The sequence below is a fragment of the Faecalibacterium sp. BIOML-A4 genome (assembly GCF_009679665.1).
GTDB classification, from domain to species: domain Bacteria; phylum Bacillota; class Clostridia; order Oscillospirales; family Ruminococcaceae; genus Faecalibacterium; species Faecalibacterium taiwanense.
The window spans coordinates 80,554-106,717 of the sequence record NZ_WKZG01000011.1 but is presented as its reverse complement, the minus strand read 5'-3'; the positions used below and the strand labels follow the sequence as shown (position 1 = coordinate 106,717).

Below are 26,164 nucleotides of genomic sequence, written 5' to 3'. Positions count from 1 at the left end.
GCACTTTTCCTTCACGTCCCCACTCCGTGGAACAGCAAACAAGCCAGACCCGCTGATCTGGCTTGTTTGCAATATCCAAATAAATGTTTCCGCTGAATATCCCCAAGGTGCAGCGGAGGACCTTCTGAATCAAAAACTCTCCCTTAGCTCACATATCCATCGGTCACGCTGATGATGTTGGCATTGCCTTCCAGACTTTCATACACGTTCACGACGGCATAGTGCATCTCAGCACCCGGATAAACCGTGGTTGCTTCGCACAGGATGCGGTAGTTCGTGCCTGCCACGGTCTGGGTGCTCAACAGAGCCACCGGCACAAAGCCCTCGGTGGCCTTGTTGAACGCCGCCGTAGCTTCCTCCGTCATGGCGGGGGACTCCGCTTCCTGCCAAGAGCCTACAGCGTCTTCCTTGTAGTCCAGATTTGTCAGGCACAGCGGGTCGCCGATGTCCAGAATTTCTGCCTTGCCCAGCCAGCCGCGCTGCAGCGTGACCACCACATATTCTTCCTGTGCGCCCGGTACGACGACAGTCGCCTTGCACAGAATGCGGTACTGGATACCGGAGCTGGTGGTACAGCTTGCCAGCAGGGCCACGGGCGTGTAGGAAACGCCCTCCAGACCTTCAAAGGCCTTGTCGAACACTTTGCGGACTTTCTCGGTCAGTGCCGGGTCGGAAGCACGCTTCCAGCTGCTGGAAATACAGTTTTCCTCAGCCACAGCAGAAACTGGTTCCACCGTCTCTGCCGAAAGTGCGTATGCCTGTACCGCGCCGCCTGCCAGCAGGGAAAGAGCCATCACAGCCGTCATGCAAACAGAAACCGTCTTTTTCATAATAATATATCCCCTCTTCTTATTGTGTGTCGCTGCCGGGGTGTGCACCCGGTTTTGTCGCTTCATTCTGGATACAAATGAGCCGCCCTCGGAATTGCACGGGTTTGAAATATTTTCCAAAAAAAGAAAAAAGCCTGTGTGCACAGTCCTGAATGACAGGCTCTGCATCCCTCCTGAACATCCCTCCAATTTCCTTTTTTGCCTTCCAAATCGAGAAATCGGAGCCGAGGGGAAACGTAACGAAAAATCGTAGATTTATCAAAAATTCATTCGATGTACTGTTGCTTTTTCGCTTTAAAGTCGGGCACCAGATGACACCAAATGGAAAACCCTCCCCAAAACTCAAAATCCCTTGTGCTAATAACACGTGTGGGTTCGACCCCCACCACCGGCATAAAAAGGAAGCCCTCCAGCTTGTCTGGGGGGCTTTCTTTTTATCTGCGGCGTGTGAGCGGGTCGAACAGCACGACCCTGCACAGCAGGGGAGCAATCAGCCCTGCGGGCTGTTGCTCAGTGCGCGGGAGACCCTCACCACCGGCATAAAAGCCCATCAGGCATTCGCCCAATGCCGTTAAGTTAAGAGGCTAAAGAAAAATAGACTTCATCGAAAAGATGATGTCTATTTTTTTTTGAAAAAGATCAGAAACAGATTTTACGCACCCTTTGCCGGATATGCCAAGGCCCCCACAGAACACGGGATCTGCGGGGGCCTTGCGGGCAATATTTTTACAGCATTTTGACCGCCAGTGCTTCACTGGTGCGATCCTGTGCGGCGTTGGCATTTTCGGGGTCGTCCATGGTGTAGCGCAGCACCAGCACTTCAGCCACATACAGCAGCGCCACCTTGACCGGGATGTTGCCGGAGTCCAGCGGGCTTTCCTGCGCACCACACAGCAGCACGATATCCGCCAGCTTTGCGCCGGGCGAATCCTCATAATGGGTGAGCAGAATGATCTTTGCGCCCGCCGCCTTGGCCGCGCGCAGCGTTTCCAGCATATCGCGGGTAGCGCCGGAATAGGAAACGAACAGCACCACATCCTCCGGGGTCATCAGGCTGGCCGTGATCAGCTGCATATGGCTGTCGCCTGCCGTGCGGAACTTGGTGGAGATGCAGGCAAAGCGGGCGCAGATATCATTTGCAATATACATGCTGCCGCCCTGACCAAGGCAGTACACCTGCTGGGCCTTGTGCATCAGCTCCGAAGCCTTGTCCACCGCCTCCGGCGAAAGATTGTTCTGGGTGCCGTTGATAGTAGTCATCAGCAGGGCGCTGGCGTGCTCGCACAAAGTTGCCGTGTCGGCATCCGGCTCCGGCACATGCTGGTTGACCAGTGCACCGGTGGCGTTGGCCTGCGCCAGCGCAATGCGCATTTCATGATAGCCCTCAAACCCCAGCGCCCGGCAGAAGCGGAACACCGTTGCCTCTGCCACACAGCACTCCTTTGCCAGCGAGGAGATGGACAGATACTGTGCCTCTGCCGCATGCTGCACAAGATAGTCCGCCACGGTGCGGCCCGATTTTGTCAGGTCGCCCTGATGCTGCTGCAGCAGCTCCCAAAAATTCGTTGCCATTTTTCTTTTTCCTCTTTTCCGGCGCAGCAGTTCACCGACCCGGATCAGCTGCCGACCGTTTCATTCACCTTTGTAAAAAGTATAAAAGAATCGCCCCCGCTTCGCAAGAGACGCATTGCCCACATTTTGGCCCGCAGTTCTGTGCAGAGCACACAGTTTTGGCGGAAAAACCGGCCATTTTGTGAAAATATCTTTCAATTTTGCATTTTTGTTTAGAAAAATATTTTCACTATCGTTTTTGTGGGTTTGTACCATTCTGTAATAATTCCAGAAGAGTAAAGCAAGGTTTTCTTTGCATTTCAACATATATCCCACGCTTTTGTGCACAATGTACACTGTCATTCTGAAAATTTATGAAAACCATGAATGGACAAAATGAAAATATTTTTCTATAATGGAGCCATCAAGAGCGGCCGCTGGCACGGCAGGCCGCCAACAACGTGAAGCATCTTGAATGCGAAGGAGAAACTACTATGAAAAACTGCATTTCCCGCCGTTCGTTCCTGAAGGCCGCTGGCATTCTGGGCGCAGCCGGCGCTCTGGCCGCATGCGGCGGCTCTTCTGCAAGCACCAGCACTGCTGCTTCCACCGCAGGTTCTACCGCTGCAAGCGCAGCTGCTTCTTCCACCAGCATCAAGCTGTGGACATACCCCATCGGCGGCTGGGGCAATGACGAGACCGTTCAGGGTCTGGTTTCCAGCTTCAACGCAAAGTATCCTGACATCAAGGTCACTGTGGAGTATCTGGACTACACCAACGGCGACGATCAGGTGAACACCGCCATCGAGGGTGGCAGCGCACCTGATCTGATCATGGAAGGTCCCGAGCGTCTGGTTGCAAACTGGGGCGCAAAGGGCGTTATGGCTCCGCTGAACGACCTGTGGACCGACGATGCCAAGAAGGACATCTACGAGTCCGTTGAGTCCGCCTGCAAGGACACTGCCGGCAACTACTACGAGTATCCCCTGTGCATGACCGCACACTGCATGGCCGTGAACATGACCAAGGTCAAGGAAGTGGGCGCTGACCAGTACATTGATACCGACAAGCATACCTGGAGCACCGACGGCTTCCTGAAGACCGTTGACGCCCTGTACAACGGCGGTTACGAGAACGTTGCAGCCATCTACTGCGCAGGTCAGGGCGGCGACCAGGGCACCCGCGCCATCATCAACAACATGTACGGCGGCACCTTTACCGATGCAGCCCACACCAAGTACACCGCCGACTCCGCCGAGAACATCAAGGCGATCCAGACCCTGCACGACACCAAGGGCATCAACTTTGACGCTTCCATCGCAGGCGGCGACGAGATCACTCTGTTCCGCAACGGCACCCTGCAGATGGCATTCTGCTGGAACATTGCACAGCAGGCCAACAGCGACAACAACGCCGCCGGTCTGACCAACGATGGCGACGAGATCTTCCCCATGGCCTTCCCCACCGACAGCGGCGACCCGAAGCTGTGCGGCGGCATCTGGGGCTTCGGCATCTTTGATAACGGCGACGAGACCAAGATCGAAGCAGCCAGGACCTTCATCGACTTCATCGCGGCCGACCCCGATCAGGTCAAGGACAGCGTGCTGGCTTCCACCTACTTCCCGGTCCGCACCAGCGTGGGCGATATCTACGCCGACAACGAGATCATGAGCGAGTACAGCAAGTTCATGGCTTATCTGGGCGACTACTACCAGATCACTCCGGGCTGGGCAACCGCACGTACCGAGTGGTGGAACATGCTGCAGCGCGTCGGCTCTGGTGAGGATGTCGAGACTGCCGTCAAGACCTTTGTGGACAACGCAAACGCTGCCGCACAGGCATAAGCCCATCCACTCTGCCGGGGGCAGATAATTATTGACGCTTCGCCCCTTCCTCGAAGATCCCGACGAGGGAGGGGCTTTATTTGTAAAAAAAAAATCATAACCGAAAGGAACGGTGATTCTCTTGGCTGCAAAAACGGCGATCAAAGAGCCTAAGCGCAGCAGTGCGCTGGTACGGCGCGAGACCTTCGCTTCCTATTGCTTCCTGCTGCCCAGCCTGATCTTCTTTCTGGGCTTCGTCATTTACCCCATGGTGCTGTGCGTGGTGACCAGCTTCTTCGATTCCACCATGAACCGTGCCGACATCTTTGTGGGGCTTGCAAACTATAAGGAACTGTTCACAGACCCCATCTTTCTGGGTGCCTTAAAGAACACCTTCATCATCGTGGTGGTGTCGGTGCCCGTCACCTGCGCCTTCTCGCTGTGGGTCTCCTCTGCCATCGTAGACCTACCCGAGTGGGCTACCAGCCTTTTCCGCTGCGTGTTCTACCTGCCTGTGGTCACCGGCTCTGTGGCTGTTACCGTGGTGTGGAAGTGGATGTACAACAACTACTATGGCATCTTCAACTATCTGGGCAAGACTCTGGGCCTCATTGACAAGAACATCAACTGGCTGGGCGATGAGCGCTTTGCTCTGGGCTGCATCATCCTGATCCTGCTCACCACCTCTGTGGGCCAGCCCATCGTGCTGTACGTTTCCGCTCTGGGCAACGTGGACCAGTCCATCGTGGAAGCCGCAGAAGTGGACGGTGCCACCGATTTCCAGTGTTTCTGGAAGATCAAGTGGCCCGCCATCATGCCCACCACCCTGTACATTCTGGTCATTACCACCATCAACTCCTTCCAGTGCTTTGCGCTGATCCAGCTGCTGACTTCCGGCGGCCCCAACCACAGCACCGATACCATCATGTACTACATCTACTACACCGCCTTCAAGCTGTACCGCTACGGCTACGGCAACGCAATGGGTGTTGTGCTGGCAGTCATCATCGCCATTCTGTCGGCTGTCCAGTTCAAGCTGGGCAACCAGGATAATTAAAGGAGGTGCCGGACAATGAGTGCAAATGCCGCTGCAAAAAAGCAAAAACCGTTGAAGCGTCACCCCAGCAAGCTCAAGAAGATGAGCGCCTACATGATCCTGACGCTGATCCTCATCAGCATCGTTGCGGTGCTGTTCGCCTTCCCGCTGTACTGGATCATCACCGGTTCCTTCAAGACCGGTGCCGCCATCAACGCCACCACCCCGGAATGGTGGCCCAGCCAGTGGGTGCTGACCAACTATCAGAAGCTGTTTTCCGGCAAGAGCGCCCCGCTGTGGCAGCTGGCTGTGCCCTTTGGCTCCAAGTTCAGCGCTAACGGCGAGCCCATCTACTTCTCGGTAGGCCCCACCGCTCCCGCTGCCATCCGCTGGATGATCAACACCGTGTTCATGGCCGTCATGTCCATGATCCTCACCTGCATCACCGCCGCCATGGCCGGCTATGCACTGGCAAAAAAGCGCTTTGTAGGCCGCAAGCTGCTGTTCACCCTCATCGTGTGTGCAATGGCTCTGCCCAAGCAGGTCATTCTGATTCCCCTGCTGCGCGAAATGAGCAGCCTGAACCTGTACAACACCATCTGGGCCGTCATCTTCCCCATCGTGGGCTGGCCCTTTGGCGTGTTCCTGATGAAGCAGTTCAGTGAGGGCATCCCCACTGAGATGCTGGAAGCGGCCCGCATCGACGGTGCAAGCGAGGCCAAGACCTTTATCGACATCGTGCTGCCCATGGTCAAGCCGGGCATCGGCGCACTGGCCATCTTCACCTTCATCAACAGCTGGAACGACTACTTCATGCAGTTGATCATGCTGTCCAGCACCAGCAACCTGACCATTTCTCTGGGCATTGCAAAGCTGCAGGCTGAGAACAGCACCGACTTTGGCCTGATCATGGCAGGTGCCGCACTGGCTGCTGTGCCTATCATCATCATCTTCCTCATTTTCCAGAAGTACTTTACCAAGGGCATCGCAATGGGTGCTGTTAAGGGCTAAAATCCCGACCGCCGCCTGCGGCGGAAACAGGGAGGGATTTTTGGCGCAGCGGTCTGCAAGACGCAAGGCCCGCCCAAGGGCCGAAGCGGATGCAGGGCACCGCAAGAGGGCGCTGATGCCGCTGCCCGGAACAGAAAGCGTACGAGCTTGATGCAAAACCATTTCATCGGTATTTATTACTATTTTTAAAGAAGGGTTTGGAACATGAAAGATATCAAAAAATATCAGGGTGTCATCCCCGCCTTTTACGCCTGCTACGACGCAGAGGGCAACATTTCCACCGAGGGTGTCAAGGCCCTTACCCGCCATCTGATCGCCAAAGGCGTCAAGGGCGTGTATGTAGGCGGTTCCTCCGGCGAGTGCATCTACCAGCACGTAGATGAGCGCAAGGCCGTTCTGGAAGCCGTGATGAGCGAAGCCAAGGGCAAGCTGACCGTCATTGCGCATGTCGGCTGCAACAATACCGCCGACAGCGTGGAGCTGGCCCGCCATGCCGAGAGCGTGGGCGTGGATGCCATTGCATCCATTCCTCCCATCTACTTCCACCTGCCGGAGTACGCCATTGCAAAGTACTGGAACGATATGTCCGCTGCTGCTCCCAACACCGAGTTCGTCATCTACAACATCCCGCAGCTGGCAGGCACCGGCCTGACCATGAGCCTGCTGAAGGAAATGCTCAAGAACCCCAATGTAGTGGCTGTGAAGAACAGCTCCATGCCCACCCAGGACATCCAGATGTTCAAGGATGCCGGCATCGCCGCCCGCGGCGAGGGGAACTTTGTGGTATTCAACGGCCCCGATGAGCAGTTTGTTTCCGGCCGCGTGATCGGCGCAGACGGCGGCATCGGCGGCACCTACGCCGTCATGCCCGAGCTGTATCTGGCCATGAACGATCACATCAACAAGGGCGAGATCAAGCAGGCTCAGGAGATTCAGTACGAGGCCGACCGCATCATCTACAAGATGTGCGAAGCCCACGGCAACCTGTACGCCGTGCAGAAGGAGATCCTGCGCCGGATGTACGGTCTGGAGCTGGGCGGCGTGCGTGAGCCGATGCCCGGCCTGATCCCGGAAGATGAAGCCATCGTGGCCGAAGCACAGGCCATGATCGAAGCTGCCATCGCAAAGCTGTAAAATTGAAGCAGCGCCCCTCTCCGTCTCTTTTCAGAGGGGAGAGCGGGCGCTTGTTTTTGGAGGGACGTTTTATGATCTGTGATACCCTGCAGCACCTGACGCGCTACAAGGGCCTTTGCAAAAATCTCGACACGGCCATTGATTACCTGCTGACCCACGACCCTGCCAGCCTGCCTCTGGGCCGCACCGAGGTGGATGGCGAGGAAGTTTTTATTAACACGATGGATGCCACGCTCCATTCGGACGATGGCTACCACCCGGAATATCACAAAAAGTACGCCGACCTGCAGCTCGACATCACCGGCAGCGAGGGCTGGGGCTTTACCACAAATCCCGGCAGGGAGATTGGCGATTTTACCGGCGACTGCGGTTTTCAGGACAGCGCCAGTGTCGTGACCGGCACACTGGGCGAAGGACGCTTTGTGCTGTTCTTTCCCACGGAGCTGCACAAACCCGGCCTTGTACAGCACGGCTGTGTGGGCGTGCGCAAGGCTGTTGTAAAGATTCGGATGGAGGATTGAACGATGGATAAGGAAAAGCTGTTTGCTCAGATCAAAGGCGGTCTGATCGTCTCCTGTCAGGCACTGGAGACGGAGCCCCTGTACACGAAAGAAGGCGGCGTGATGCCGCTGATGGCAAAAGCCGCCGCCATGAGCGGCGCTGTGGGCATCCGCGCCAACACCGTGCGGGACATCACCCAGATCAAGCAGGTGGTGGATCTGCCGGTCATCGGTATCATCAAAAAGGACTACCCCGGCACGCCCATGTACATCACCGTTACCATGAAGGAAGTGGACGAGCTGGTGGAGTGCGGCGTGGACATCCTTGCCGTGCAGGGCACCGGTGCCCTGCGCCCGGACGGCTCCACCTCTGCCCAGTTCATCCGCGCCATCAAGGCAAAGTATCCCGACCAGCTGGTCATGGCCGACTGCGACAACTTTGAGAACGCCATGGCCTGCGCCGAAGCCGGTGCCGACTTTGTGGGCACCACCATGCGCGGCTACACCCCGGAAACAAAAGGCATTGACGATATCGACTTTGATTTTGTCCATAAGCTGGCCGCAGAGTGCCCGGCAAAGGTCATTGCCGAGGGCCACATCCACTACCCGGAGCAGGCGGTCAAGGCGCTGGAAGCCGGTGCATTCGCACTGGTGGTGGGCGGTGCCATCACCCGCCCTGCAGAGATCACGGCCCGCTTTACCGGTGCCATCAACGCCGCAAAAAAGTAAAATGGAGTGTGCCGAATGAAACAGTATTTTGGCATTGATATCGGCGGCACAGCCGTCAAGCTGGGCATCGTGGACGAGACCGGCAGGGTGCTGCTCAAGGGCGAAGAGAGCGTCAGCTTTGACGGCTACCAGACGCCTGTTCTCACCACCGTGCGCAGGGCCGCAAAGGAGTTTTTGACCGCAAATTCCATCCCGGTGGAAAGCCTTGCGGGCATCGGCGTTTCGGCCACCGGTCAGATCGACAGCCGCAAGGGCATCGTAGCCGGTACCTGCGGCAACTTCCCCAATTACATCGGCAGCCCTATCAAGTCTGCGCTGGAAGAGGACTTCGGCCTGCCCGTCACAGTGGCCAACGATGCCAACTGCATGACACTGGGTGAAGTGTGGGTCGGCGCTGCACAGGGCTATACGGACGTGATCGGTGTGACCCTTGGCACCGGCGTGGGCGGCGGCATCCTGACCGGAGGCCATTTGTTAGAGGGTGCACGGGGCCTTGGCGGTGAGCTGGGTCACTACCGCACCCACGCGCTGGACGGTGTGGACTGTACCTGCGGCGCAAAGGGCTGCTGGGAACGCTACGCTGCCACCACCGCGCTGGTGCGCGCCGCACAGGAAAAGAACCCCGATTGGAAGGATGGCCGCGCCATCTTTGCCGTAGCCGAAGCAGGCAACGAGACAGTTCTTGCCCTGCTGGACCACTGGACGGACGAGATTGCACAGGGCCTTGCAGGCATGGTGCACATCTTCAACCCGCAGCTCATTCTGATCGGCGGCGGCGTGAGCGCGCAGCAGAAACTGCTGATCGAACCCATTGCCGCAAAGGTGAAAGCATCGGTCATGCCCGCCTTTGCAGAGGGGCTGGAAGTGCGCGCCGCTCAGCTGCACAACGATGCCGGTATGGTGGGCGCAGTGTACTACTTCCGACAGACCATGGAAAAGGAGTAATCATATATGAAAACACATATCCTCTGTCTGGGCGATTCCAACACCCACGGCTACTGTGCCGACCCGAACGACTGCGCCGACCACGGCATCCGCTTCAATGAAGAGGAGCGCTGGACCTGCCGCCTGCAGAAGGCGCTGGGCGACGAATACCTTGTGACCGAAGAGGGACTTTCCGGCCGCACCACCGTATTTGTGGACCCTATCCACGAATCCATGGATGCCCTCAGCGTCATCTATGCCCTGCTCAAGAGTCATGAGGTCATCGACCTGCTCATCATCATGCTGGGCACGAACGATGTCAAGGAGCGCTTTGGTGCCAACGCCGCCTGCATCGCTGCGGGCATGGAGCGGCTGATCCTCAAAGCCAAGAGCGTGGACTGCTGGGGCACCAAGCAGCCCAACATTCTGGTGGTGGCACCTCCTCCCATCGGTGCAGGCTTCCACGACGCTGTGATGGGCGATGGCTGTGTGGAAAAATCTGCCGGTGTGGCAGAGCAGCTCCGCATCATCTGCGAGCGGCAGGGCGTGCACTTCCTGGACGCAAAGGACTGCGAGTTCAACAAGGTGGACTTCATGCACCTGACCCGCAAGGGCCACGCACAGCTGGCGGAGCTGCTGGCAAAAGAAGTGCCGGGCCTGATCTGAGCTGAGTACGATTTTAAATGCTCTCTGCTTCGCTCTGAGCATCTTTAGCGGAATTATTATTTTTATTGGGTTCTCAAAAAGCCTGCGGGCTTTTTGAGAACTTTTTTTCACGAAATAGGGTCATAACCACAAACGGCATCAAACTCACAAGCAGCCTATATTTTATTTTTAATTTCCGTTTTGTTCATCTTGTAAAACATAGCAGAATCGGCTATACTTTCCGCAGAAAGATCCATTGAAAGGAACTGTGCCATGTCTGAACTTTTAAAAGCGCCTGTCACCCCTGCTCAGCAGGCAAGAGATACCCTTTTGGGTGCCCTCGTGGGGCTTGCCCGGGCCACCACCAACGAGCCCAAAACGGACGACACCGACGAGGTGCTGAACGCCGGTCTGCGCCTTGCCGCGCAGCCGGATGCACCGGAGGAAAGGCTGCAGCGGATGCTTGCCATCGTCCAGACTGAAAAGCACCGCGTTGCCCCGGGCTGCGCCACCTGTGCCATGCCCTGCGGCAACACGAACGATTACGATTTTGTCCGCCTGTGGGCTGCGCCCGAGAGTATCCGCACCCTCAAGCTGCAAATGCTTTCTGCCGCGTTTGCGCTGGCCCAAAAGCGCCCGCAGGGTCAGACACAGGCCGCCGTTTATCAGCTGCTGTTCACTCTTGCCGAGGACTGGGACGAGGAGCTTCTTGCCCCTGTTGTGCAACGCGCCAAGGAGCTTTGCCGGGAGTAAATCCGGGCCGGAAAGCCGCCGCTTTTACCCGCCGGGTTTGTAGCGGGAGCGTTCCCGGCGCAAACCAGAAAGGTCCGCCTTTTTTGCGTGTTTTTGTGGCAGTTCCGTAATACTGTTGCATCAAAATGCATTCCAGTGAGTTTCACACCCGATTTCCTGCCTTTTTCCGAAAGTTTTTTGCAAAAAAGACTTTACAAACCATTTCTAAAAACTTATTATATAAGTAATATATTTCATGGAGCCAATGCTGTGCAGCCCCCTGTGCAGCATTCAAATACGATCAAGGAGGGGTTTATCTATGCCCGAAAAGAAAAAGACCGCAGCGGCTGCTCCTGCTGTGGAAGCTCCTGCCGCTGAGGCCAAGGAGTCTAAGACCCGTAAATCTGCCAAGGCCCCTGCACGCCGCGGCCGTCCCCCGCTTGCACCGGAGCTGTACGTGGAGTTCAGCGGCAAACAGTACAACGTGACCGATATCATTGACCGTGCCAAGGCCGATTACCGCGCTACCCACAAGGTTGGCGTGCAGTCCTGCAAGGTATACGTCAAGCCCGAGGAAGACGCTGCCTATTACGTGATCAACAAAGTCTCCGGCAAGCTGGAGCTGTAACTTTTCCTGTATTCTTTTCTCCTGCTGCAAAGCACTCCGCACCTGTTTTGCGGCAGGTTGTCCGTTCCCACACAAGGCTCCATTTTAAACCGTAAAAAAAGCTGCCCTGCATCCAAAAATGCAAGGCAGCTTTTCATTTTACATCAAACCATCTTTTCCAGAACGGATAATGCTGGATCACGGGGTCCGGGTCCGGGATCTCGAACACATAGCGCTCGGTAGCGTTGATCACGGTGGTCTTGCCGCGGGTGCACACGCGCGGCAGCTTTGCATCATAGTTCAGGTGCACATGGCCGTGCACGAACCACTGCGGCTCGTATTCATCCATCAGATCATTGAAGCACGCAAAGCCCTTGTGAGCATGATCCGTGCTGTCGTTCAGGCCAGCCGCCGGGGAGTGGGTGAGCAGCAGGTCGATGCCGCCCACATGATGGGCCTTGCGCCAGAGTTTGCGCACACGGCGGCGCATTTCCCTTTCCGTATACTGGAAGCTGTCCTCCCGGTTATTGTAGCGGATGCTGCCGCCCAGTCCCATAATGCGCAGGCCCTTCCACACATACACGCTGTCGTCCACACAAATGCATCCGCCAGGTTCATTTTCCCTGTAACTGCCGTCGTGGTTGCCGTGGACATACAAGATGGGCGCAGCCGTAAAGTTCGTAAGATATTCCAGATACTTCTGCGGCAGATCCCCGCAGGAAAGGATCAGGTCGATGCCTTCCAGATGTTCGCGGGTACCGTAGTCCCACAGTGCTTTAGAGGGCACATCCGAAATTGCAAGAATTTTCACATCGGTTTGCTCCGTTCTCTCTCGGCCTGAGGGCCGCTTATTTCACAAACCCTTTCAGGGTATTGAGGCCGTTGATTGCCATAAGCACATGCGTTTTTACATCCAGTTCATCGTAGTGCGGCAGCGCACCTTCCACGCATTCGTCCAGCCAGTCCATCTCCATCAATTCCTTGGGACTGTAGACCACGGCCTCCGGCGAGTGCAGCACATGCCCCTGCGCGTACAGGTCTTCCGGGAAGATGCGCAGGTTGTTCTCGCTCAGCATCTTTTCCATCAGGTCCAGCAGCTGTAAAGTGCCTGCGGGCAGGTCTTTGCTGTAATCGATCTCCTCTGCGCCGCTGCTCATCCCCCACCAGTAATTCACGGCTCTGGCTCCCGCTGCATCGCTGTCCCACGCGCCGTCAAAAATGGAGCGGATGATCTCGGTATAAAAGGTATCCCACCGCCACACCGGCAGGCCCAGCGGCTGCAGGGTGCCGTCCGGCTGGCGGCGGCACAGACCGTAGTCCCGGTGGGTGCCTTCCGGCTCGCGGTTATCCCGGGCATAGAAGATCTCCACATCCGGCCGGTCAGAGAAATCCAGCGGGTGTGCCGGGTCCGGCAGGCAGGCCCAGCGCAGCACCACCTTTGCGTCCGGGCGCACGGTCTTCAGGCCCTGCGCATAGGCGTTTACTGCCGCCGGGATGCCGTACACCGGGTTTGCCGCCACATAGCCCACGCGGTCGGTCTTGGTCAGCACACCGGCCAGCATTCCCAGCAGATAGGTCACTTCATACATGCGGGGATAGTAGGTGCGCACCAGCGGATGCGGCGCGTTGAGCGAGCAGTTCAGGATGCGGGTCTTGGGGTGCTGGGCCGCCACCTTCAGGCAGGCGGTATGCATCCGGGCACTTGAGGTGAACACCACGTCGGCATTGTCGTGAGCCACATCCTCCAGCACCTGCTCCGCGTCCACCTCAGGCTCGATGTTCTCTTTGCGGGTGATGAATACCCGATCCGGGAACGCCTGCTGCAGCGCTTCGATGCCCTTGTCGTGGGCGCGCACCCATGCGCTGTTTTCGGCGTTGTGCTCGTGCAGGAACACCACCCGCAGCTCGCTGGGCTTTGTAAAGATGTTCAGCTTTGCCAGCAGCGGTTCGCCTGGGCCCTGCTTCGGCTCCAGCGAAAGGGCCACGGCCTGCGGCTCGGTGAGCACCTTCACCTCATCCCACAGCTTTTCCAGATTCTGCTTCATCTGGCTGGGCGTGCTCTCGCAGGCATCCGCGTAACGGTAGACCGACAGATACACCAGCATGGCATCGCCGGCAGTCAGATTCAGTCCGCCGCCGCCCAGAGCCAGAAACTGCTGGCGGAACATGGTATAGAAGGAGGAAAAGCTCAGCCGGTCATCATCCGTCCAACTTTCACCGCTGGCCTTGCACACCAGCGTCTGCAATTTTGCGTAACCCCCCAGACGGGAGAAATGCACATCGTTGACCTTGGAGAGCTTATAAAAATCCAGAAATTCGTAGTAGATACGGTTTTCCAGACTGTCGTTCCGTTCCGGGACGAGCCGCGTGACCGTGCCCGCGATCCTGACCGCATCAAAATACTTGAGCACCGATACCCGCTTGTTGCCTTCCTGCACATAGAATTTGTTCAGGAACTCGTAGGCGATGATGGGGGTGTGGATGCCCTCTTCCAGATGTGCATCGCAGAGGTTTGACCACTTGCCTGCAAACTCGGTGTCCGGCTCCAGCAGGGGCATAAAGTTCGGTGCAAAGGCGGTGTGACGGCCGCTGGTCTTTGTGCCGACGATGCTTTCCGCCGGGATCTCCACAAGGCCCAGCGGCTCCTGCGCCACGATGTTCACATTGACCAGAATATCGTCCAGCACCGCAAGATACGGCGACTGGCCGCGCGCCACACAGGCACGGTAAGCACGCTGGCCGCTCTTCAGTGCGTTCTTGTAATCTTCCAGCATAGTTGCTCCTTTTTCTCAGCTGCAATGCGCTGCAGCCAGCTGCCGCAGCGTCCTTCTTTAGTATACCATGAAATTTGATTTTATGGGAGGATTTTCCGCACAAAAGAGTTGATTTATCCTGCAGTTTCAGGTACGATAATAGAAAGCAAACAATGATAGGAGCATTCTTTCCATGCAGACCGAACAGATCCCCGTACTCAAGGCCGACGAATATCCCGGCGGCATCTGGTATTACGAGCCGCATACATATCAGCCTTACCGTTACGTACTGGGCCGCGTTGGCACCCACCCGCTGGTATGCATTGGCATCAACCCCAGCACCGCCCAGCCCGGCGCACTGGACCCCACCCTGAAAAGTGTGGAGCGTCTTGCCGCCGCCAACGGCTTTGACAGCTGGATCATGTTCAACGTGTATCCCCAGCGCGCCACCGACCCTAACGATATGGACCGTGTGCCAGACCGCGCCCTGTGTGACGAAAACCTGCGCTGGCTCAAAGCCGTTCTGGCCCAGACCGAACCCACCATGTGGGCAGCGTGGGGCACGCTGATCGAAAAGCGGGACTATCTGCCCGGCCTCATGCGGGAGATGGTGGCCCTGACGCGGGAGCGGGAGATCCCGTGGGTCACCTTTGGCAGGCGCAGCAAAAAGGGCCACCCCCACCACCCGCTGTACCTGCGCAAGGATTCCACCCCGGAACCCTTTGATGTGGAAAATTATCTGGACACCTGCTTTTAATTTTTCAGGTGCCCGATGCGGAGGGATCTTTTTTGACCGCAGAACATTATCACGCCCTGCACAGCTGGATGGATGCCCACCCCACAGCCAAGCGCTGTGTGGTGGCACTGGACCGCTGGCTGCCGCTCATCCCTTTTGTATGTTATCCGGTGCTGCTCTGCCTGCTGAACGTCCGGCTGTTTCGGCTGCTGGGCAGTCAGCGTCAGGCCGCGCTGGACCTCACCGCCGTCATTGCGCGGACGGTGTTCGTGCCGGGGCTTACCTTCTGGGGCGGCACCATCCTGCGGGACAGGCTGAACCTGCCGCGTCCCTATGAACAGCCCGGCTTTGAACCGCTGCGGCACAAGGAGACCCGGGGACACTCCTTCCCATCCCGCCACGCGCTGAGCGCTTCCGTGCTGGCCATGGTATGGATGTATTTCTACCCGAAGGCGGGCTGGGTGATGGTGGGCATCACGGTGCTCATCTGTGTTGGCCGTGTGCTGACCGGCGTGCACCATATCCGCGATGTCGTGGGCGGAGCCGCGCTTGGCTTTGCTTTGGGCTTTGCAGGCATGTGGCTGCTGTAAAGCAGTGCTTTGCGGGCTTTGAAAAAAGAAAAAAGATTTTTGCATTTTTTGCTTGACAGAATGGGACCTGTATGGTATTATACTTCTCGCAGCGTGTGCCGACACACAGCTGCCGCCATAATGGAACCCATGGGATTACAACGTGCGCCCGTAGCTCAGGTGGATAGAGCAACTGCCTTCTAAGCAGTGGGCCGGGGGTTCGAGTCCCTTCGGGCGCATCTATGTGGTGCCCATAGCGTAGTCGGTTAACGCGCCAGATTGTGGATCTGGAGACCGTGGGTTCGAGTCCCACTGGGCACCCCACCAAAAATCCGCTGATGCTTTGCATCGGCGGATTTTTTTATTTGGCGGGGGTATCCCAGTGGGACTCGAACAGCAACGACGACGACCGCGGCCTGCGGCCGAAACAGGGAGGAGTTGTTGGGGCCGTGTTCTGATTTTTCAAAGCCCTGCCAAGGGGCTGCGGAAAAATCAGCAAACACAACCCGTAAGGCCCTGACCGTCAGATTCTGCTGCGGGTTCCATCCCTTAGGAATGTCTACCGGGGAACCTTCTGCCGCTGTTCAAAACAGCGGATTTTTTATTTGGTAGGGGTATCCCAGTGGGACTCGAACAGCACACCATTATTTTCTGCTAAAAAAGCATGTGCAGAACACCTCTGGCCGGAACGGCTCCTGTGTGCTCTGCACATGCTTTTTATTGTTTGGTATCCACCCGAACGGTCAGCGCCTCATCTGCTGCAGGATCTGTGCGATCTCTGCGCTGGAATAGCCATCCTGCCGCAGTGCGGTGCTGATGCTGGTATCGCTCTTGCCCTGGCTGCGCATCAGCATGGCCATGTAGGGCACCGTCACATTCCGGGAGGTGTCACTGCCCAGACGGGTGGCAGTGCCCGTGCTGCGGTTGGCTGTACCGGAGGACGTACTGCCCGTGCCAGTGCCGCCAGTCTTACTGCCTGCCGCCGTGCTGCCAGCGCGGCTTGCTTTCTGCGCTGCATTGGACTTTTTCAGGTTCCACTCGCCCAGTGCGATGTTCAGCTTCTGGCTTGTGACATCGTTGTTGAATTTCTGCTGGTTGAGTTTGTCCTGATACTCCCGCTCGCTCGTCTCGTTCTCGTAGCGCTGCTGGTTCAGGCTGTCCTGATACTGACGCTCCTGCAGCTGCTGGTTCCACTGAGTGTCCGCACGGTTTGCCTCGTACTGACGGTTGCCGGAGTAGATGTTGTAGCCGGTATTCAGCAGGCCGCTCAGCATGGAGCCAACGCCCGTGGTGCCGCTGAGAACGATCTGCACCGCATCGCCCAGCACACCCAGCACGGTCATCACATTGCTGAACACCTGCTGGCGGCGTGCTGCCTGCTGCTGTTCCTGCGCGGAGTAATAATCGTGCAGGGTGCCCAGCTGGCTCAGATAATCCTGATACGCGCTGTAGTCCTGCGCATAGGCGTTGTTGTATGCTTCGCCCTTCTGCTGCAGCTGAGTGTAGTAGTCCGAGAGCTTGTTGTTGTACTGCTGCTGGGCATCCTGTTCGCTGTTGTTCAGCTGATCCAGCTGGCTCACCAGCTCGTTGCCGCCGCTGGTATACGTATCCAGTGCCAGACTGTACAGCGTGGGGATGGCGCTGCTCAGCGCACCGATCTGCTGCTGATACGCCTGCTGGGCGGCGCTCGTGGCATAGCTGGAGCCATAACCGCCGGTCAGGGCTGCAGCCTGCGCCGCAGCATCTGCGCTGGCGTTGTGGGCGTTCTGCAAATAGTTCTGCTCGTACTGGCGGTAGAGCGGATCCTTGGTGTAGCTGTACTGGAAGCTCTCACGCTGCAGCAGCTGGTTCAAAAGCTGATCGATCCGCTCCTGATAGCTGCTCTGATAATCGCCCGGGCGGTTTGCCTGCCACTCCTTCAGCGCATTTGCAGCATCCGTCACGGTCTGGCTGGGCTTGTAGCTGGAATTTGCCAGCGCGTTTTCCACCTCCGAGCGGCTGTCCAGTCCCGCTGCCGAATAGCCGCTCTGCACGGCAGGCTGGCCGCTGCCCTCCGTCTGCGCCTGCACAGCGGCAAGCGCTTCGTCCTTTTTCTTTCTGTTTGCCATATATGATCCTTTCCTTATAAATTCTGCAGTTTCGTGCGCATCTCGTCGGACATGTTCTCAACGTCCAGATTGCTCAGCACATACTGCAGCTGTTCCTGCATCTGGTACAGGTAGCTGCGCAGGGCGCGGGCATCCTCCGGGTCCATGTTCTCGCTGAGCTTGGGCAGGCCGATCTTGTTAATGCCCATCACGCTTGCCATTCGTCACACCTCCCCGCCTGCAATGCCGCCCTTGGCAGCGGCCATTGTTTTTGCAATGCTGCGCAGGGTGATCTGTCCCCTGCCCTTCAGGCGCAGCCGCAGGGTGCCGTGCCTCCGGGGCACGAACGGCAGATCAAAGCTGCGCCGCTTGTCCTGTGCCGTCAGGCTTGCCACCGTCTCCCATGGGCCGCCGTCATAGCTGGCGGCCACCTCCACCGTACTGCTGCACTCGGCATCCAGCCGCAGCGTCAGTCGGGAAAGATACCGGTCCTCGGCCCCGTCCAGCCCAATGTCACCAGTGGTCAGCTCAAAGTTCAGCTTTTCCTCCACACCGTCGGTGGCCTGCCAGTCCGCTTCACGGCTGGGATCTGCGGCCCACAGTGCCTGCCCGTCCCACAGATAAAGCTGTCCGCCGGTGCTGGTCATCTCGTAGGAGCACACGTTTTCTTCGCTCCAGAGCGCGCGCTCGGTATCGTACACCAGCAGCCTTGCCGTATTTTCGCCTGCCGCCGTGCGGGCCACATGCAGGTAATAGCGGCCATCCAGCGCACTGCCCACCGCGCTCTGCACATTGGCCAGCCGGCCCGAATCCAACGCGCCGGACACTTTTGTTGGAATGCTGCCGTCCCATGCCATCACACCGTCCGGCGAAAGATAATAGAGCGTCTCGTTCAGCACACACAGGCTGCGCGCCGCGTTTTTGGCAACGCCCCGGCAGCGCAGCGAGGTGAGCTGAAAATCCGAAGGCTTGGAGCCATAGAGCTTGTGCAGTGTGTTCTCCTTAAAGAACAGCGCATAGCCCATGCATGTGGCCGCGCCGGTAAACGCACCATCGCTGCCCACCGTCACTGCGTAGCTGTCTGCCGCAATGCCCCGGTAGGAAAACCAGTTGGTGGGGTCGCCTAAGCGGCAGGCATAGATCACGTTTTCCTTGCTGCTGCAGCCCCATACCCGGTTGTCGCACTCGGTAACGTAGTCCAGATCCGGCACGCGGCGTTCCATCCGCACCGGCGTGCTCACCGCAAAGCTGCGTGTCTCCTTGCCGTCCAAGCTGGTCCACTGGGCGCTCTCGGCGCTCTGCACCAGCGTGCCGTAAACATGATCTCCCTCCGGGCTTACCCGCACGCGCAGCCCGTTTTCCAGCACATCGTAAACTACCAGATCCCCGTCCAGCTTTGTCCACATGCCAGCCTGCTGTGCTGCCGTGCCCTGCACGGTCACGGTGTCCCACTGGGCAAATAGCCTCTGCGCGCCCGCCGCTGTGATGCGGCAGTATTCCAGCGGCACTGCCGTCCAGCTGCCGGAGGATGCGCTGTACTCTTCCAGTGTGCTGGTGCTGGCCCATGGGTGCTCCTCGTCCTCCACCTTCAAAAAGAGCTGTCCGTCTGCAGGCTTCTCCGGTTCCTCCTTGCCGTAACCGCTCACCTCGTAGGCCTTGCCCGCGGCATCGCAGGGTGCAAACTGCACGCTCTGTCCCTCTGCCTGCCATACAGCTCCCAGTGCCGAAACACTTCCGTCCGCTGTATCAAAGGCTACCTTGTCCGGGAAGATCAGGATTTTTGTACCAATGCCCACCAGTGCCTTTTTGCCGTCGGTCACTGCCTCGGTGCAGGTCACCGGGTTCGCGCCGTCGGCATCCGGCGTGTAGATCAGATCCTTCCCGCAGACGGTCAGCAGCCCGTTCAGGTGATACATGCCGTTCAGCCCGGTCAACTCCCTCAGCTTGCGGCGCGGCTTGCGGGTGCTCAGCGCCGGGAAATCCCGGGCAGAAAAATTCACACCCGCGCTGTACTCTGCTTCCGAGCAGGCATAGGTCTCGTTCAGCCCGCCGAATACCCGCACAAGACTGCGGCTGTTCTGCAGCTTCGCTCTGTTTGCCAGAACCATGCTCTCACCTCCTTACCAGCGCCACTGGGCACCCGTCAGGGTCGGGTAGCTGCGCCGCAGCCACGCCGCCAGATCTGCCAGCAGACTGTTGTACTGGGCCTGCTCCCCGACGTAGCGGTCGGTCTCACCAAGGGCCGCATCGGTCATGGCACACAGATAATGCGGATACAGCGCATCAAAAGGTGCCGGTGCCAGCAGCACATCGTCGTCCTGCAGGCTGTCGTCCCATGCAAGGTCTGCGCCCACATCGTCGTATGCATCTGTGATGCTGTTTTTAAAAAAGCGTTCCCGCAGCATCGCGTCTGCTTCCTTCAGCCACGCCTGCCGGGTGGCCAGCGCAATGCGGCTGCCCGGGCGCAGCTCTTCGGCGCGTTCCAGCGCCTGTCCTACGGTCATATACTCACTCTCCTTTTTATAAAGGCCCGGCCGGGCAGGCTCCCCAGCCGGGCTTTTTGTCTGTTTCGGGTTTACTGGGCGGCGTTCTCTGCCGCCGCAATGCGGGCGGCGGTCAGCTCATCCTGCATCTGGCTGTGCTCCAGCACCTCGGCCACTTCGGGCGGCACTTCCACCTCCACACCGCGGCGGATCTTATAGTTCACACCGTTCACGCTGACGAACAGATCGCCCTTGTAGCGGCTGTTATCCTTGAACAGCCGGATGCGCACATTTTTCTTTTCAGCCATGGCTCACGCCTCCTCAGTTTGCAGCAGCGGTGGCGGAATAGCTGGACGCACTTTCAATGCGCACCATGTACTGCTCCACCAGACGCTCTGCCGCACGCATGCCCTTCCAGCCCACGGAAGCGCGCTGGTTCAGCGGGTCGTCGCCGTAGCCCAGCTGCTTGACGATGTGCTCCAGACCGCCGCCTTCCAGCTCGGTCACGCCGTAGGCGTGGGCACCCAGCACCAGCGTGCCGAACACAGCCAGACCGTCCGGGCAGGTGGAATCCTTCCAGATCTTGGCCTCGCTGGTCTCGATGAAGCGGATGTTGCCCAGCTTGCCGATCTCGCCGCGGAACATGGTGTCCGGGTCTGCGTACTTGTGCACCTCAATGAACTCCTTGCTGGTCTTCAGGTCGTAGGCAGCGTAGGGGTGGATGATGGCAATGTAGCTGTCGCCGATGGGGTCGGCGTTCATCGCGCCCAGCTGCGCCGCTGCCTGAAAGAACAGCTTCGGGGTCAGGGTGCAGGTCTTGTCCAGTGCCTTGCGGCTGGCAACGGCAGTCTCGGTGCCGCCTGCGGCCAGCTTGGGCGCATAGATCACATTGGTGCCGCCCGCCAGCACATCGCGGGTAATGCTGTCCATGGTGCGGCCTGCCTGACTTGCCAGCACACGGGTGGCCTGCACCACATTGTTGTCAATGGCGGTCATCTGCAGCACGTCGGTCAGCGGAGTCCAGCCGCCGTACTGGTGCAGATCGCTGGTGATGGTGGTCACATTCAGTGCCTGACCGTTCGGGGTCACGCCCTCGGTCAGCGGAGTGGATGCCTTGGGCAGGCTGTCGTACTTGCGGAACTCAATGGTCTTGCCGCCGTTCTGGGGCACAGGGTAGTAGTCCGCAAACTGGTCGTGCACCAGACGCGGCTCTGCCTGATCGATGAGACGCTTCTCGTAGAAGGTCTTCATCTCTTTCGACATGGTAGCGGTGGTGTTCAGGTTTTCCGCAAACAGCTGGATGTTGAAATTCTTGTTCATGCTCATATTCCTTTCTCTTGTAAAATAGTCACAATTCGATCTGTGCTCCGTGGAGCACACGGCGTTCCAGTGCTTCTCGCTGGGCGCGGGTCATGCTGGCTACATCCGGGCGGACGGTAGCCGCGCCGCCGGGCCGGATGCCGTTTTCGGTGGGCCGTGCGGCCCGCTGCTGAATGCGTTCCACCACGCCCTGCTCCACAGCCTGCGCTGCAGTGCGCAGGTTTTCGTCGTAGTGGGCCAGACGGTACGCATCCCGCACCCTCATGCCGGGCAGCTGCATCAGGCGGCGCATCTCCGGGCTACGCAGCTCGTTCTGCAGGTCGAAGTCCGGCTGGCTGCGGCGCATGGCCGCTTCCTCTGCCGCCCAGCGGGCATGCAGGCTGTGCACAGCAGCCTGTGTGCTGCGGGCAAAGCTGGACAGCGGCGGCAGTTCCGGGCGCTGCACAGGCAGTTCCTGCCGGGGCTTTTCCGGCTGCAGCTCTACGGTTTTCTCTGCCGAAGCCTGCGGCGCAGCGGGTACTTTTGCTTCGTCCGGCTTCATGGTGCCGGAGGCCACCGCCTGCCGGGTCTGCGCTTCGCTCAGGGCCGGGGGAGCGGCTTCTCCCTCTGCAAAGAGCTGTAGCATAAAGGTTCCCCACGGGTTGCGGCTCCCAGCGTCCACTTCGTGCCTTGAGCGGCACTCGTGTTCTGCTGGCCGCTGCCCCAGCCTCGGCTCCCTGTTTCCGCCGCAGGCGGCGGTCGCCTCCGCTGCAAACAGCTGCAGATCCATCATGCTCTCCTTTCCTCTGCGGCTCACATCCGCAAAGCGGACATTCTCCGGGTAGCGTTCGGCCAGCAGCACAAAGCAGGCTTTGGCCAGCTCAAAGGCACCGCGCACCCATTCTTCGCAGGGCGCATCCACGCTCACTGCCAGACGCGGGCCGTCCGGCTCATCAAAGGCTTCGCTGTGGGCGTTTTCTTCCCCGGCCAGCAGGTACACAAGGCCCTGCATCACGGTGCTGGCTCCTGCACAAACGATGTCCTGCCCGGCAGGCGCATAGCCTGCATGACCGGCAGCTTCCAGCCGGCAGCTCAGCCCGGCGGGGGTATCCATCTCGCTGTAACAAACTTTCATCATAAAATTCACCTCCTTTTTAATGGATGTCCATGGCACGTGCAGCGGCGGCCACCGGCAGGGCATTGCCAAGGCCCGCCAGCTTTACCGCCTGCCCGTCCTTCTGCGCAGACGCACCGCCTGCACTGCGGGCCGGTTCGTCAGGCCCGGTGCCCTGCTGGGCGATCACCGCCGCCATCTGTGCCATCTGCTGCTGCATCCTAGCCAGCTGCTGGGCAAGGGTGCCGTTCTGCCGCACCCTCTGACGCACCTTCTCAATGCCTTCAAAGTCCATCATTTCCAGTGCCGCAAGGGCGGCATCGGCATTTTCCGGCTTGAAAAAGCCCAGCTGATAGCACTCCTTGGCCGTCTCGTTCTGGGAAAGGCGGCTGAAGGTGCTCTTCTTGGCGGCGCTCACCACGATGTCAAAGATCGGCTCCCGGCTGCCCAGTTCCACGCCGCCCACGCTGCCGCCGGGCACCGCCCGCAGCGCCTGCGCCGAGAAGGGCACGAACCGGCTCTCGCCGCTTTCGCCCACGATGCGGAATACCCGCTGCTCGTCGTAGAACTGGCGCATCAGCTCGATGATGAGATAGCACTGCTTTGCAAAAGCACGGTAGGCGCTCTTGAGCATATCGCGGCTGAGTTTGCTGCCTGCCTCCTGCAAGGCCGCAATGGCGCTGGCTGCGGTCACACCTCCGGCAGTGCCGCCCTGCGTCATGTCCCGGTTGCCGCTGATCTCCTTCAGCTCTTCAATGCGGCTCTGGCGGTAACTCAGGCTGTTGCCCTGCAGGCCCGCCGTCTGCAGCGGACGGAAACTGTCGTCGTTGAGCCGTCCCACCACATGCACGATGTCCCGGCTGAAATCGGCCAGCTCTTCCTCGTTGACCCCTGCCGTGTCGCTGAGCACATACCGCTGCTTTGCACTCAGCAGTACGTTCTCGTCCATGGCGTGGTTCATCTTGTCAATGGCGGTCTGGCAGTCCTTCATCACATCGATGTAGCCAAAGCCCGCCGGGCTGTCCTCCTCCACGAACAGCGGGTCAAATACAAAGGGGTACTGCCCGTGGTCATACAGGCCGCTTTCTGCCAGCGCCGGGTCGTTCTGGCTGGCGTACAGCACCACGCCGTTGCAGAACTTGCAGTAGTGCAGCATCATGCGCCCCGTTTCATCCGGGCGCTTGTAGTACCAGTCCACCACCACGCTCTTGGAGCTGGTGTCCTGCCCTTCATCGTGGATGTACTGGGGCACGTCCAGCACGCTGGCGGTGTGTCCTGCCAGCTGCGGGTACTGCGCGCACAGCCGGGCCGTGTCCTCAAGGCTCAGGCTGAAAAAGTCCGGCGATGCCTGAATATCCGCCACGCCCGGCTCCCAGTAGAGCATCAGCAGGTTCACGCTGCGCACCGCAATGTCGCCAATGCCGCCGCGCATTGCAGGGTCCCAGAAGATGCCGGTCACGCCGGTGCCCTGTTTGAGCTTGCGCCACCAGCAGTCGCTGTATACCTGCTCGTAGTCGGCCTGTTCCAGCACCACCGGCAAAACGCTGGAAAGTGCCCGTGCGGTGTCCTCGTCATCTGCCTCTCGGGGCAGCACGTTCGGTTCCGGGTAGTTGTCCATGGCATCGGCGTGCTTGTTGGCAATGCTGTTGAACAGCCACCCGCTGGAAGGCTGGGCCTTGCCGGGCATCATGGGGTTCTGGTAGTTCTTCCAGTGGCCCATGCGGAACCACAGCTCGTTATCCACAATACGCTTGTCCAGCGCAGCCTTGCCCGCCTTGTACCGCTGCAAGGTCTGCATGGCCTCGGCCACCTGTGCTTCACCCACGGGCAAAGCTTCGTTCTCGTAATCGTCCATTGCGTTTCTCCTTTAAATTCTGTAAAATCTTGCCCGCTTGTGCAGGTTCAGCGGGTCGTCGGGCATGGGCGGCGCAGCACAGCGCACCGGCGGGCTGATAGGGTTCTCCATCAGCACATAGCGGCACTCGTCGTAAATGTGATCCTCCTGCCGGGTGTCGATGTCCTCCACGTTGCTTTCGTCGTACACAAGGTTCGGGATCGTGCGGATAAAGTGCTTGCAGGTATTGAACACCTGAAACATCGGCCTGCCGTCCGCATCAAAATTCAGCCGGTAGTGGAACTGCATCTTGCCCGCAAGCCGGGTGTTGTCGCCGGGGGACCAGCGCAGGAAGTTTGGGCTGCGCTCCATCATAGCGGCAATGCTCTCGCCGCGGCTCTCATCAAAGATGGCCGGATCGGCAATGCCGTGGATCACCCTGCCGCGCAAAAGCGGGTCGTTCTGCTCTGCCTCCCGGATGCGCCGGGCCTGTTCCACCGGGTCGATGCGCAGGCCCTCGTTCGGCCTGCCGGTGCAGCCGTACAGCTCCTTGATGCGGTACAGCCGCCCCTCCTCGTCCGCTGCGTACCACCCCACCGAGAACGGCTTGGAAAAGCCAAAGTCGAACCCGCGGTAGATCTGCCAGTGCTTCGGGATGGTGAACGGTGCGATCACATGGGTCCAGCGCTGGTCTTCGTAGCGGGCCGGGTCGTTGCGCCATTCGGTGAACACCTGCCCGGAAAAGCTGTCCCAGCTGCCGTAGAGCAGCGCCTGCTTTTCCGCTTCCGGCATACTGGCAAGGCTTGCAAGGTAGCCGGGGTCGTTTGCCAGCAGGGCGGGGTTATCAAAAATGCTGGAAGGGATGAACACCCGCGCCCGCTGCAGCTTCTGTTCGGTGCCGTCCGGCAGCTTTACCGTGTATTCTTCGGTGATAGGCGTGCCGGGCGGTGCAGGCGTGATGAACCGTGCCTTCACCCACCCGTGTCCGATGCCGCCGGGATTGGTGGTGGCCCGCATGTACACCCGCGTGCCCGGGCCGGTGGGACGGTTGCGGCTCATCATGTAGCTGTACTCTTCCCATTCAAAGTGGGTCAGCTCGTCAAAGCCGATAAAATCGAAGGCCTTGCCCTGATAATTGGTACGGTCCTTGGTGTACTGCATGGAGCCAAAGTAAATTTTTGCCCCGCTGGGGAAGTTCCACACATGGGCCGTGGCGTTGTACTGTGCCTGCGGGAACGCCCTGTGGTAGTACACCTGGCTCTTGTCCACCAAATCGGAAAGCTGCGGGTAGGTCTTGCGCAGGATCAGCGCCCGGTAGTGCGGAATGTGCACCTGCCGCAGCGCTTCGATCACCAGCGCGTCGCTCTTGCCGCCGCCTGCTGCACCGCCGTACAGCGCTTCCGGTTCCGGGCGGCTCATAAATTCGGCCTGCCGCGGCTGGGGCCGCCAGACCACCGGCACTCTTGCTTGTACAATGCTCATGGTTCTTCCTCCACCGTCGGCAGCAGCACCACGCCGCACTCCGCTCCTTCTGCCTGTGCCCCCTGATCGTTCAGGGTCTTGGCTACACCGGCCAGATCCTTGAGCACCGCCGTGGCCTCCTTGAGGTCTTTCATGGTGCCTGCTCCCGATGCGCCTTCCTTTTTTGCCGCCTTCTGCCGGGCATTCAGTTCCCGCACCTGCTGTGCCAGCAGGGTGCTCAGGGTGTCCGTGGCTCGGCTCAGGCTGGCCAGCCCTCTGGCCTGTTTTGTCTGCCCCATGGTGTTG

At 58.9% G+C, this 26,164-nt stretch carries 26 protein-coding genes and 2 tRNA genes; 14 read left to right on the top strand and 14 right to left on the bottom strand.

Annotated features, from left to right (window positions below):
• Positions 1–143: 143 nt before the first annotated feature.
• Positions 144–830, bottom strand: coding sequence for a hypothetical protein (locus GKG34_RS15780; RefSeq protein ID WP_005939299.1), 687 nt, complete (start codon positions 828–830; stop codon positions 144–146).
• Between the two features lie 726 nt (positions 831–1,556).
• Positions 1,557–2,402 (bottom strand): MurR/RpiR family transcriptional regulator, encoded by an 846-nt coding sequence (locus GKG34_RS09170; protein ID WP_005944582.1) that lies wholly within the window; start codon positions 2,400–2,402, stop codon positions 1,557–1,559.
• A 473-nt stretch (positions 2,403–2,875) separates the two neighbouring features.
• Between GKG34_RS09170 and GKG34_RS09165 the strand changes: the two genes are divergently transcribed.
• The 10 genes from GKG34_RS09165 to GKG34_RS09120 all read left to right on the top strand — a co-directional run bounded on the left by GKG34_RS09165 (position 2,876) and on the right by GKG34_RS09120 (position 11,543).
• A complete protein-coding gene (locus GKG34_RS09165) occupies positions 2,876–4,225 on the top strand; it encodes an ABC transporter substrate-binding protein (protein WP_005944586.1) in 1,350 nt (449 codons plus the stop codon).
• A 112-nt stretch (positions 4,226–4,337) separates the two neighbouring features.
• Positions 4,338–5,261 (top strand): sugar ABC transporter permease, encoded by a 924-nt coding sequence (locus GKG34_RS09160; RefSeq protein WP_005944588.1) that lies wholly within the window; start codon positions 4,338–4,340, stop codon positions 5,259–5,261.
• Between the two features lie 15 nt (positions 5,262–5,276).
• Positions 5,277–6,251, top strand: a complete 975-nt coding sequence (locus GKG34_RS09155; protein ID WP_154256055.1) for a carbohydrate ABC transporter permease — start codon at positions 5,277–5,279, stop codon at positions 6,249–6,251.
• A gap of 204 nt (positions 6,252–6,455) precedes the next feature.
• On the top strand, positions 6,456–7,385 hold the full coding sequence (locus GKG34_RS09150) for a dihydrodipicolinate synthase family protein (protein ID WP_097775095.1): 930 nt from the start codon (positions 6,456–6,458) through the stop codon (positions 7,383–7,385).
• A gap of 71 nt (positions 7,386–7,456) precedes the next feature.
• Positions 7,457–7,906, top strand: a complete 450-nt coding sequence (locus tag GKG34_RS09145; RefSeq protein ID WP_005944594.1) for a YhcH/YjgK/YiaL family protein — start codon at positions 7,457–7,459, stop codon at positions 7,904–7,906.
• A 3-nt stretch (positions 7,907–7,909) separates the two neighbouring features.
• The gene (locus GKG34_RS09140; protein ID WP_005944596.1) at positions 7,910–8,614 is read left to right on the top strand and encodes an N-acetylmannosamine-6-phosphate 2-epimerase; all 705 of its coding nucleotides are present in this window, start codon (positions 7,910–7,912) and stop codon (positions 8,612–8,614) included.
• A 15-nt stretch (positions 8,615–8,629) separates the two neighbouring features.
• On the top strand, positions 8,630–9,559 hold the full coding sequence (locus tag GKG34_RS09135) for an ROK family protein (RefSeq protein ID WP_005944598.1): 930 nt from the start codon (positions 8,630–8,632) through the stop codon (positions 9,557–9,559).
• Positions 9,560–9,565: 6 nt separating this feature from the next.
• The gene (locus GKG34_RS09130) at positions 9,566–10,204 is read left to right on the top strand and encodes a GDSL-type esterase/lipase family protein (RefSeq protein ID WP_005944601.1); all 639 of its coding nucleotides are present in this window, start codon (positions 9,566–9,568) and stop codon (positions 10,202–10,204) included.
• Between the two features lie 252 nt (positions 10,205–10,456).
• Entirely contained in the window at positions 10,457–10,936 is a 480-nt protein-coding gene (locus GKG34_RS09125; protein WP_005944606.1) for a hypothetical protein, read from the top strand.
• Positions 10,937–11,234: 298 nt separating this feature from the next.
• Entirely contained in the window at positions 11,235–11,543 is a 309-nt protein-coding gene (locus GKG34_RS09120; protein ID WP_005944609.1) for a DUF6465 family protein, read from the top strand.
• Positions 11,544–11,676: 133 nt separating this feature from the next.
• On the opposite strand, the gene GKG34_RS09115 is transcribed toward GKG34_RS09120, so the two are convergent.
• Positions 11,677–12,333, bottom strand: coding sequence for a metallophosphoesterase family protein (locus tag GKG34_RS09115; RefSeq protein ID WP_005944611.1), 657 nt, complete (start codon positions 12,331–12,333; stop codon positions 11,677–11,679).
• 37 nt (positions 12,334–12,370) lie between these two features.
• On the bottom strand, positions 12,371–14,296 hold the full coding sequence (locus GKG34_RS09110) for a BMP family ABC transporter substrate-binding protein (protein WP_005944613.1): 1,926 nt from the start codon (positions 14,294–14,296) through the stop codon (positions 12,371–12,373).
• A 172-nt stretch (positions 14,297–14,468) separates the two neighbouring features.
• Here GKG34_RS09110 and GKG34_RS09105 point away from each other — a divergent pair, with 172 nt between their 5' ends.
• The 4 genes from GKG34_RS09105 (at position 14,469) to GKG34_RS09090 (ending at position 15,904) form a co-directional block, all read left to right on the top strand.
• Positions 14,469–15,032 carry a DUF1643 domain-containing protein gene (locus tag GKG34_RS09105; RefSeq protein WP_005944615.1) on the top strand — a complete coding sequence of 188 codons (564 nt, stop codon included), beginning with the start codon at positions 14,469–14,471 and terminating at the stop codon, positions 15,030–15,032.
• 32 nt (positions 15,033–15,064) lie between these two features.
• Positions 15,065–15,601 (top strand): phosphatase PAP2 family protein, encoded by a 537-nt coding sequence (locus tag GKG34_RS09100; protein ID WP_044954070.1) that lies wholly within the window; start codon positions 15,065–15,067, stop codon positions 15,599–15,601.
• Between the two features lie 144 nt (positions 15,602–15,745).
• Positions 15,746–15,819, top strand: a tRNA-Arg gene (locus tag GKG34_RS09095).
• Between the two features lie 8 nt (positions 15,820–15,827).
• Positions 15,828–15,904 (top strand) — tRNA-His (locus GKG34_RS09090).
• Between the two features lie 419 nt (positions 15,905–16,323).
• Here GKG34_RS09090 and GKG34_RS09085 read toward each other — a convergent pair.
• From GKG34_RS09085 to GKG34_RS09040, 10 genes are all read right to left on the bottom strand, one after another.
• Entirely contained in the window at positions 16,324–17,688 is a 1,365-nt protein-coding gene (locus GKG34_RS09085; protein ID WP_154256054.1) for a cell envelope biogenesis protein TolA, read from the bottom strand.
• A gap of 14 nt (positions 17,689–17,702) precedes the next feature.
• Positions 17,703–17,888, bottom strand: coding sequence for a hypothetical protein (locus GKG34_RS09080; RefSeq protein ID WP_005944623.1), 186 nt, complete (start codon positions 17,886–17,888; stop codon positions 17,703–17,705).
• A 3-nt stretch (positions 17,889–17,891) separates the two neighbouring features.
• Positions 17,892–19,775 carry a hypothetical protein gene (locus GKG34_RS09075; protein WP_097776398.1) on the bottom strand — a complete coding sequence of 628 codons (1,884 nt, stop codon included), beginning with the start codon at positions 19,773–19,775 and terminating at the stop codon, positions 17,892–17,894.
• Positions 19,776–19,787: 12 nt separating this feature from the next.
• The gene (locus GKG34_RS09070; protein WP_005944627.1) at positions 19,788–20,171 is read right to left on the bottom strand and encodes a hypothetical protein; all 384 of its coding nucleotides are present in this window, start codon (positions 20,169–20,171) and stop codon (positions 19,788–19,790) included.
• A 71-nt stretch (positions 20,172–20,242) separates the two neighbouring features.
• A complete protein-coding gene (locus tag GKG34_RS09065; protein WP_097775085.1) occupies positions 20,243–20,458 on the bottom strand; it encodes a hypothetical protein in 216 nt (71 codons plus the stop codon).
• A 13-nt stretch (positions 20,459–20,471) separates the two neighbouring features.
• Positions 20,472–21,476, bottom strand: a complete 1,005-nt coding sequence (locus GKG34_RS09060; RefSeq protein WP_154256053.1) for a N4-gp56 family major capsid protein — start codon at positions 21,474–21,476, stop codon at positions 20,472–20,474.
• Between the two features lie 22 nt (positions 21,477–21,498).
• On the bottom strand, positions 21,499–22,587 hold the full coding sequence (locus GKG34_RS09055; RefSeq protein WP_154256052.1) for a ribosomal-processing cysteine protease Prp: 1,089 nt from the start codon (positions 22,585–22,587) through the stop codon (positions 21,499–21,501).
• A gap of 16 nt (positions 22,588–22,603) precedes the next feature.
• On the bottom strand, positions 22,604–24,418 hold the full coding sequence (locus tag GKG34_RS09050) for a hypothetical protein (protein ID WP_154256051.1): 1,815 nt from the start codon (positions 24,416–24,418) through the stop codon (positions 22,604–22,606).
• 12 nt (positions 24,419–24,430) lie between these two features.
• Complete coding sequence (locus GKG34_RS09045) at positions 24,431–25,879, bottom strand: phage terminase large subunit (RefSeq protein ID WP_097775082.1); 1,449 nt, start codon at positions 25,877–25,879, stop codon at positions 24,431–24,433.
• Positions 25,876–26,157, bottom strand: a complete 282-nt coding sequence (locus GKG34_RS09040) for a chemotaxis protein (protein WP_097775081.1) — start codon at positions 26,155–26,157, stop codon at positions 25,876–25,878. Before GKG34_RS09040 ends, GKG34_RS09045 begins: the two co-directional genes overlap by 4 nt.
• Positions 26,158–26,164 lie beyond the last annotated feature (7 nt).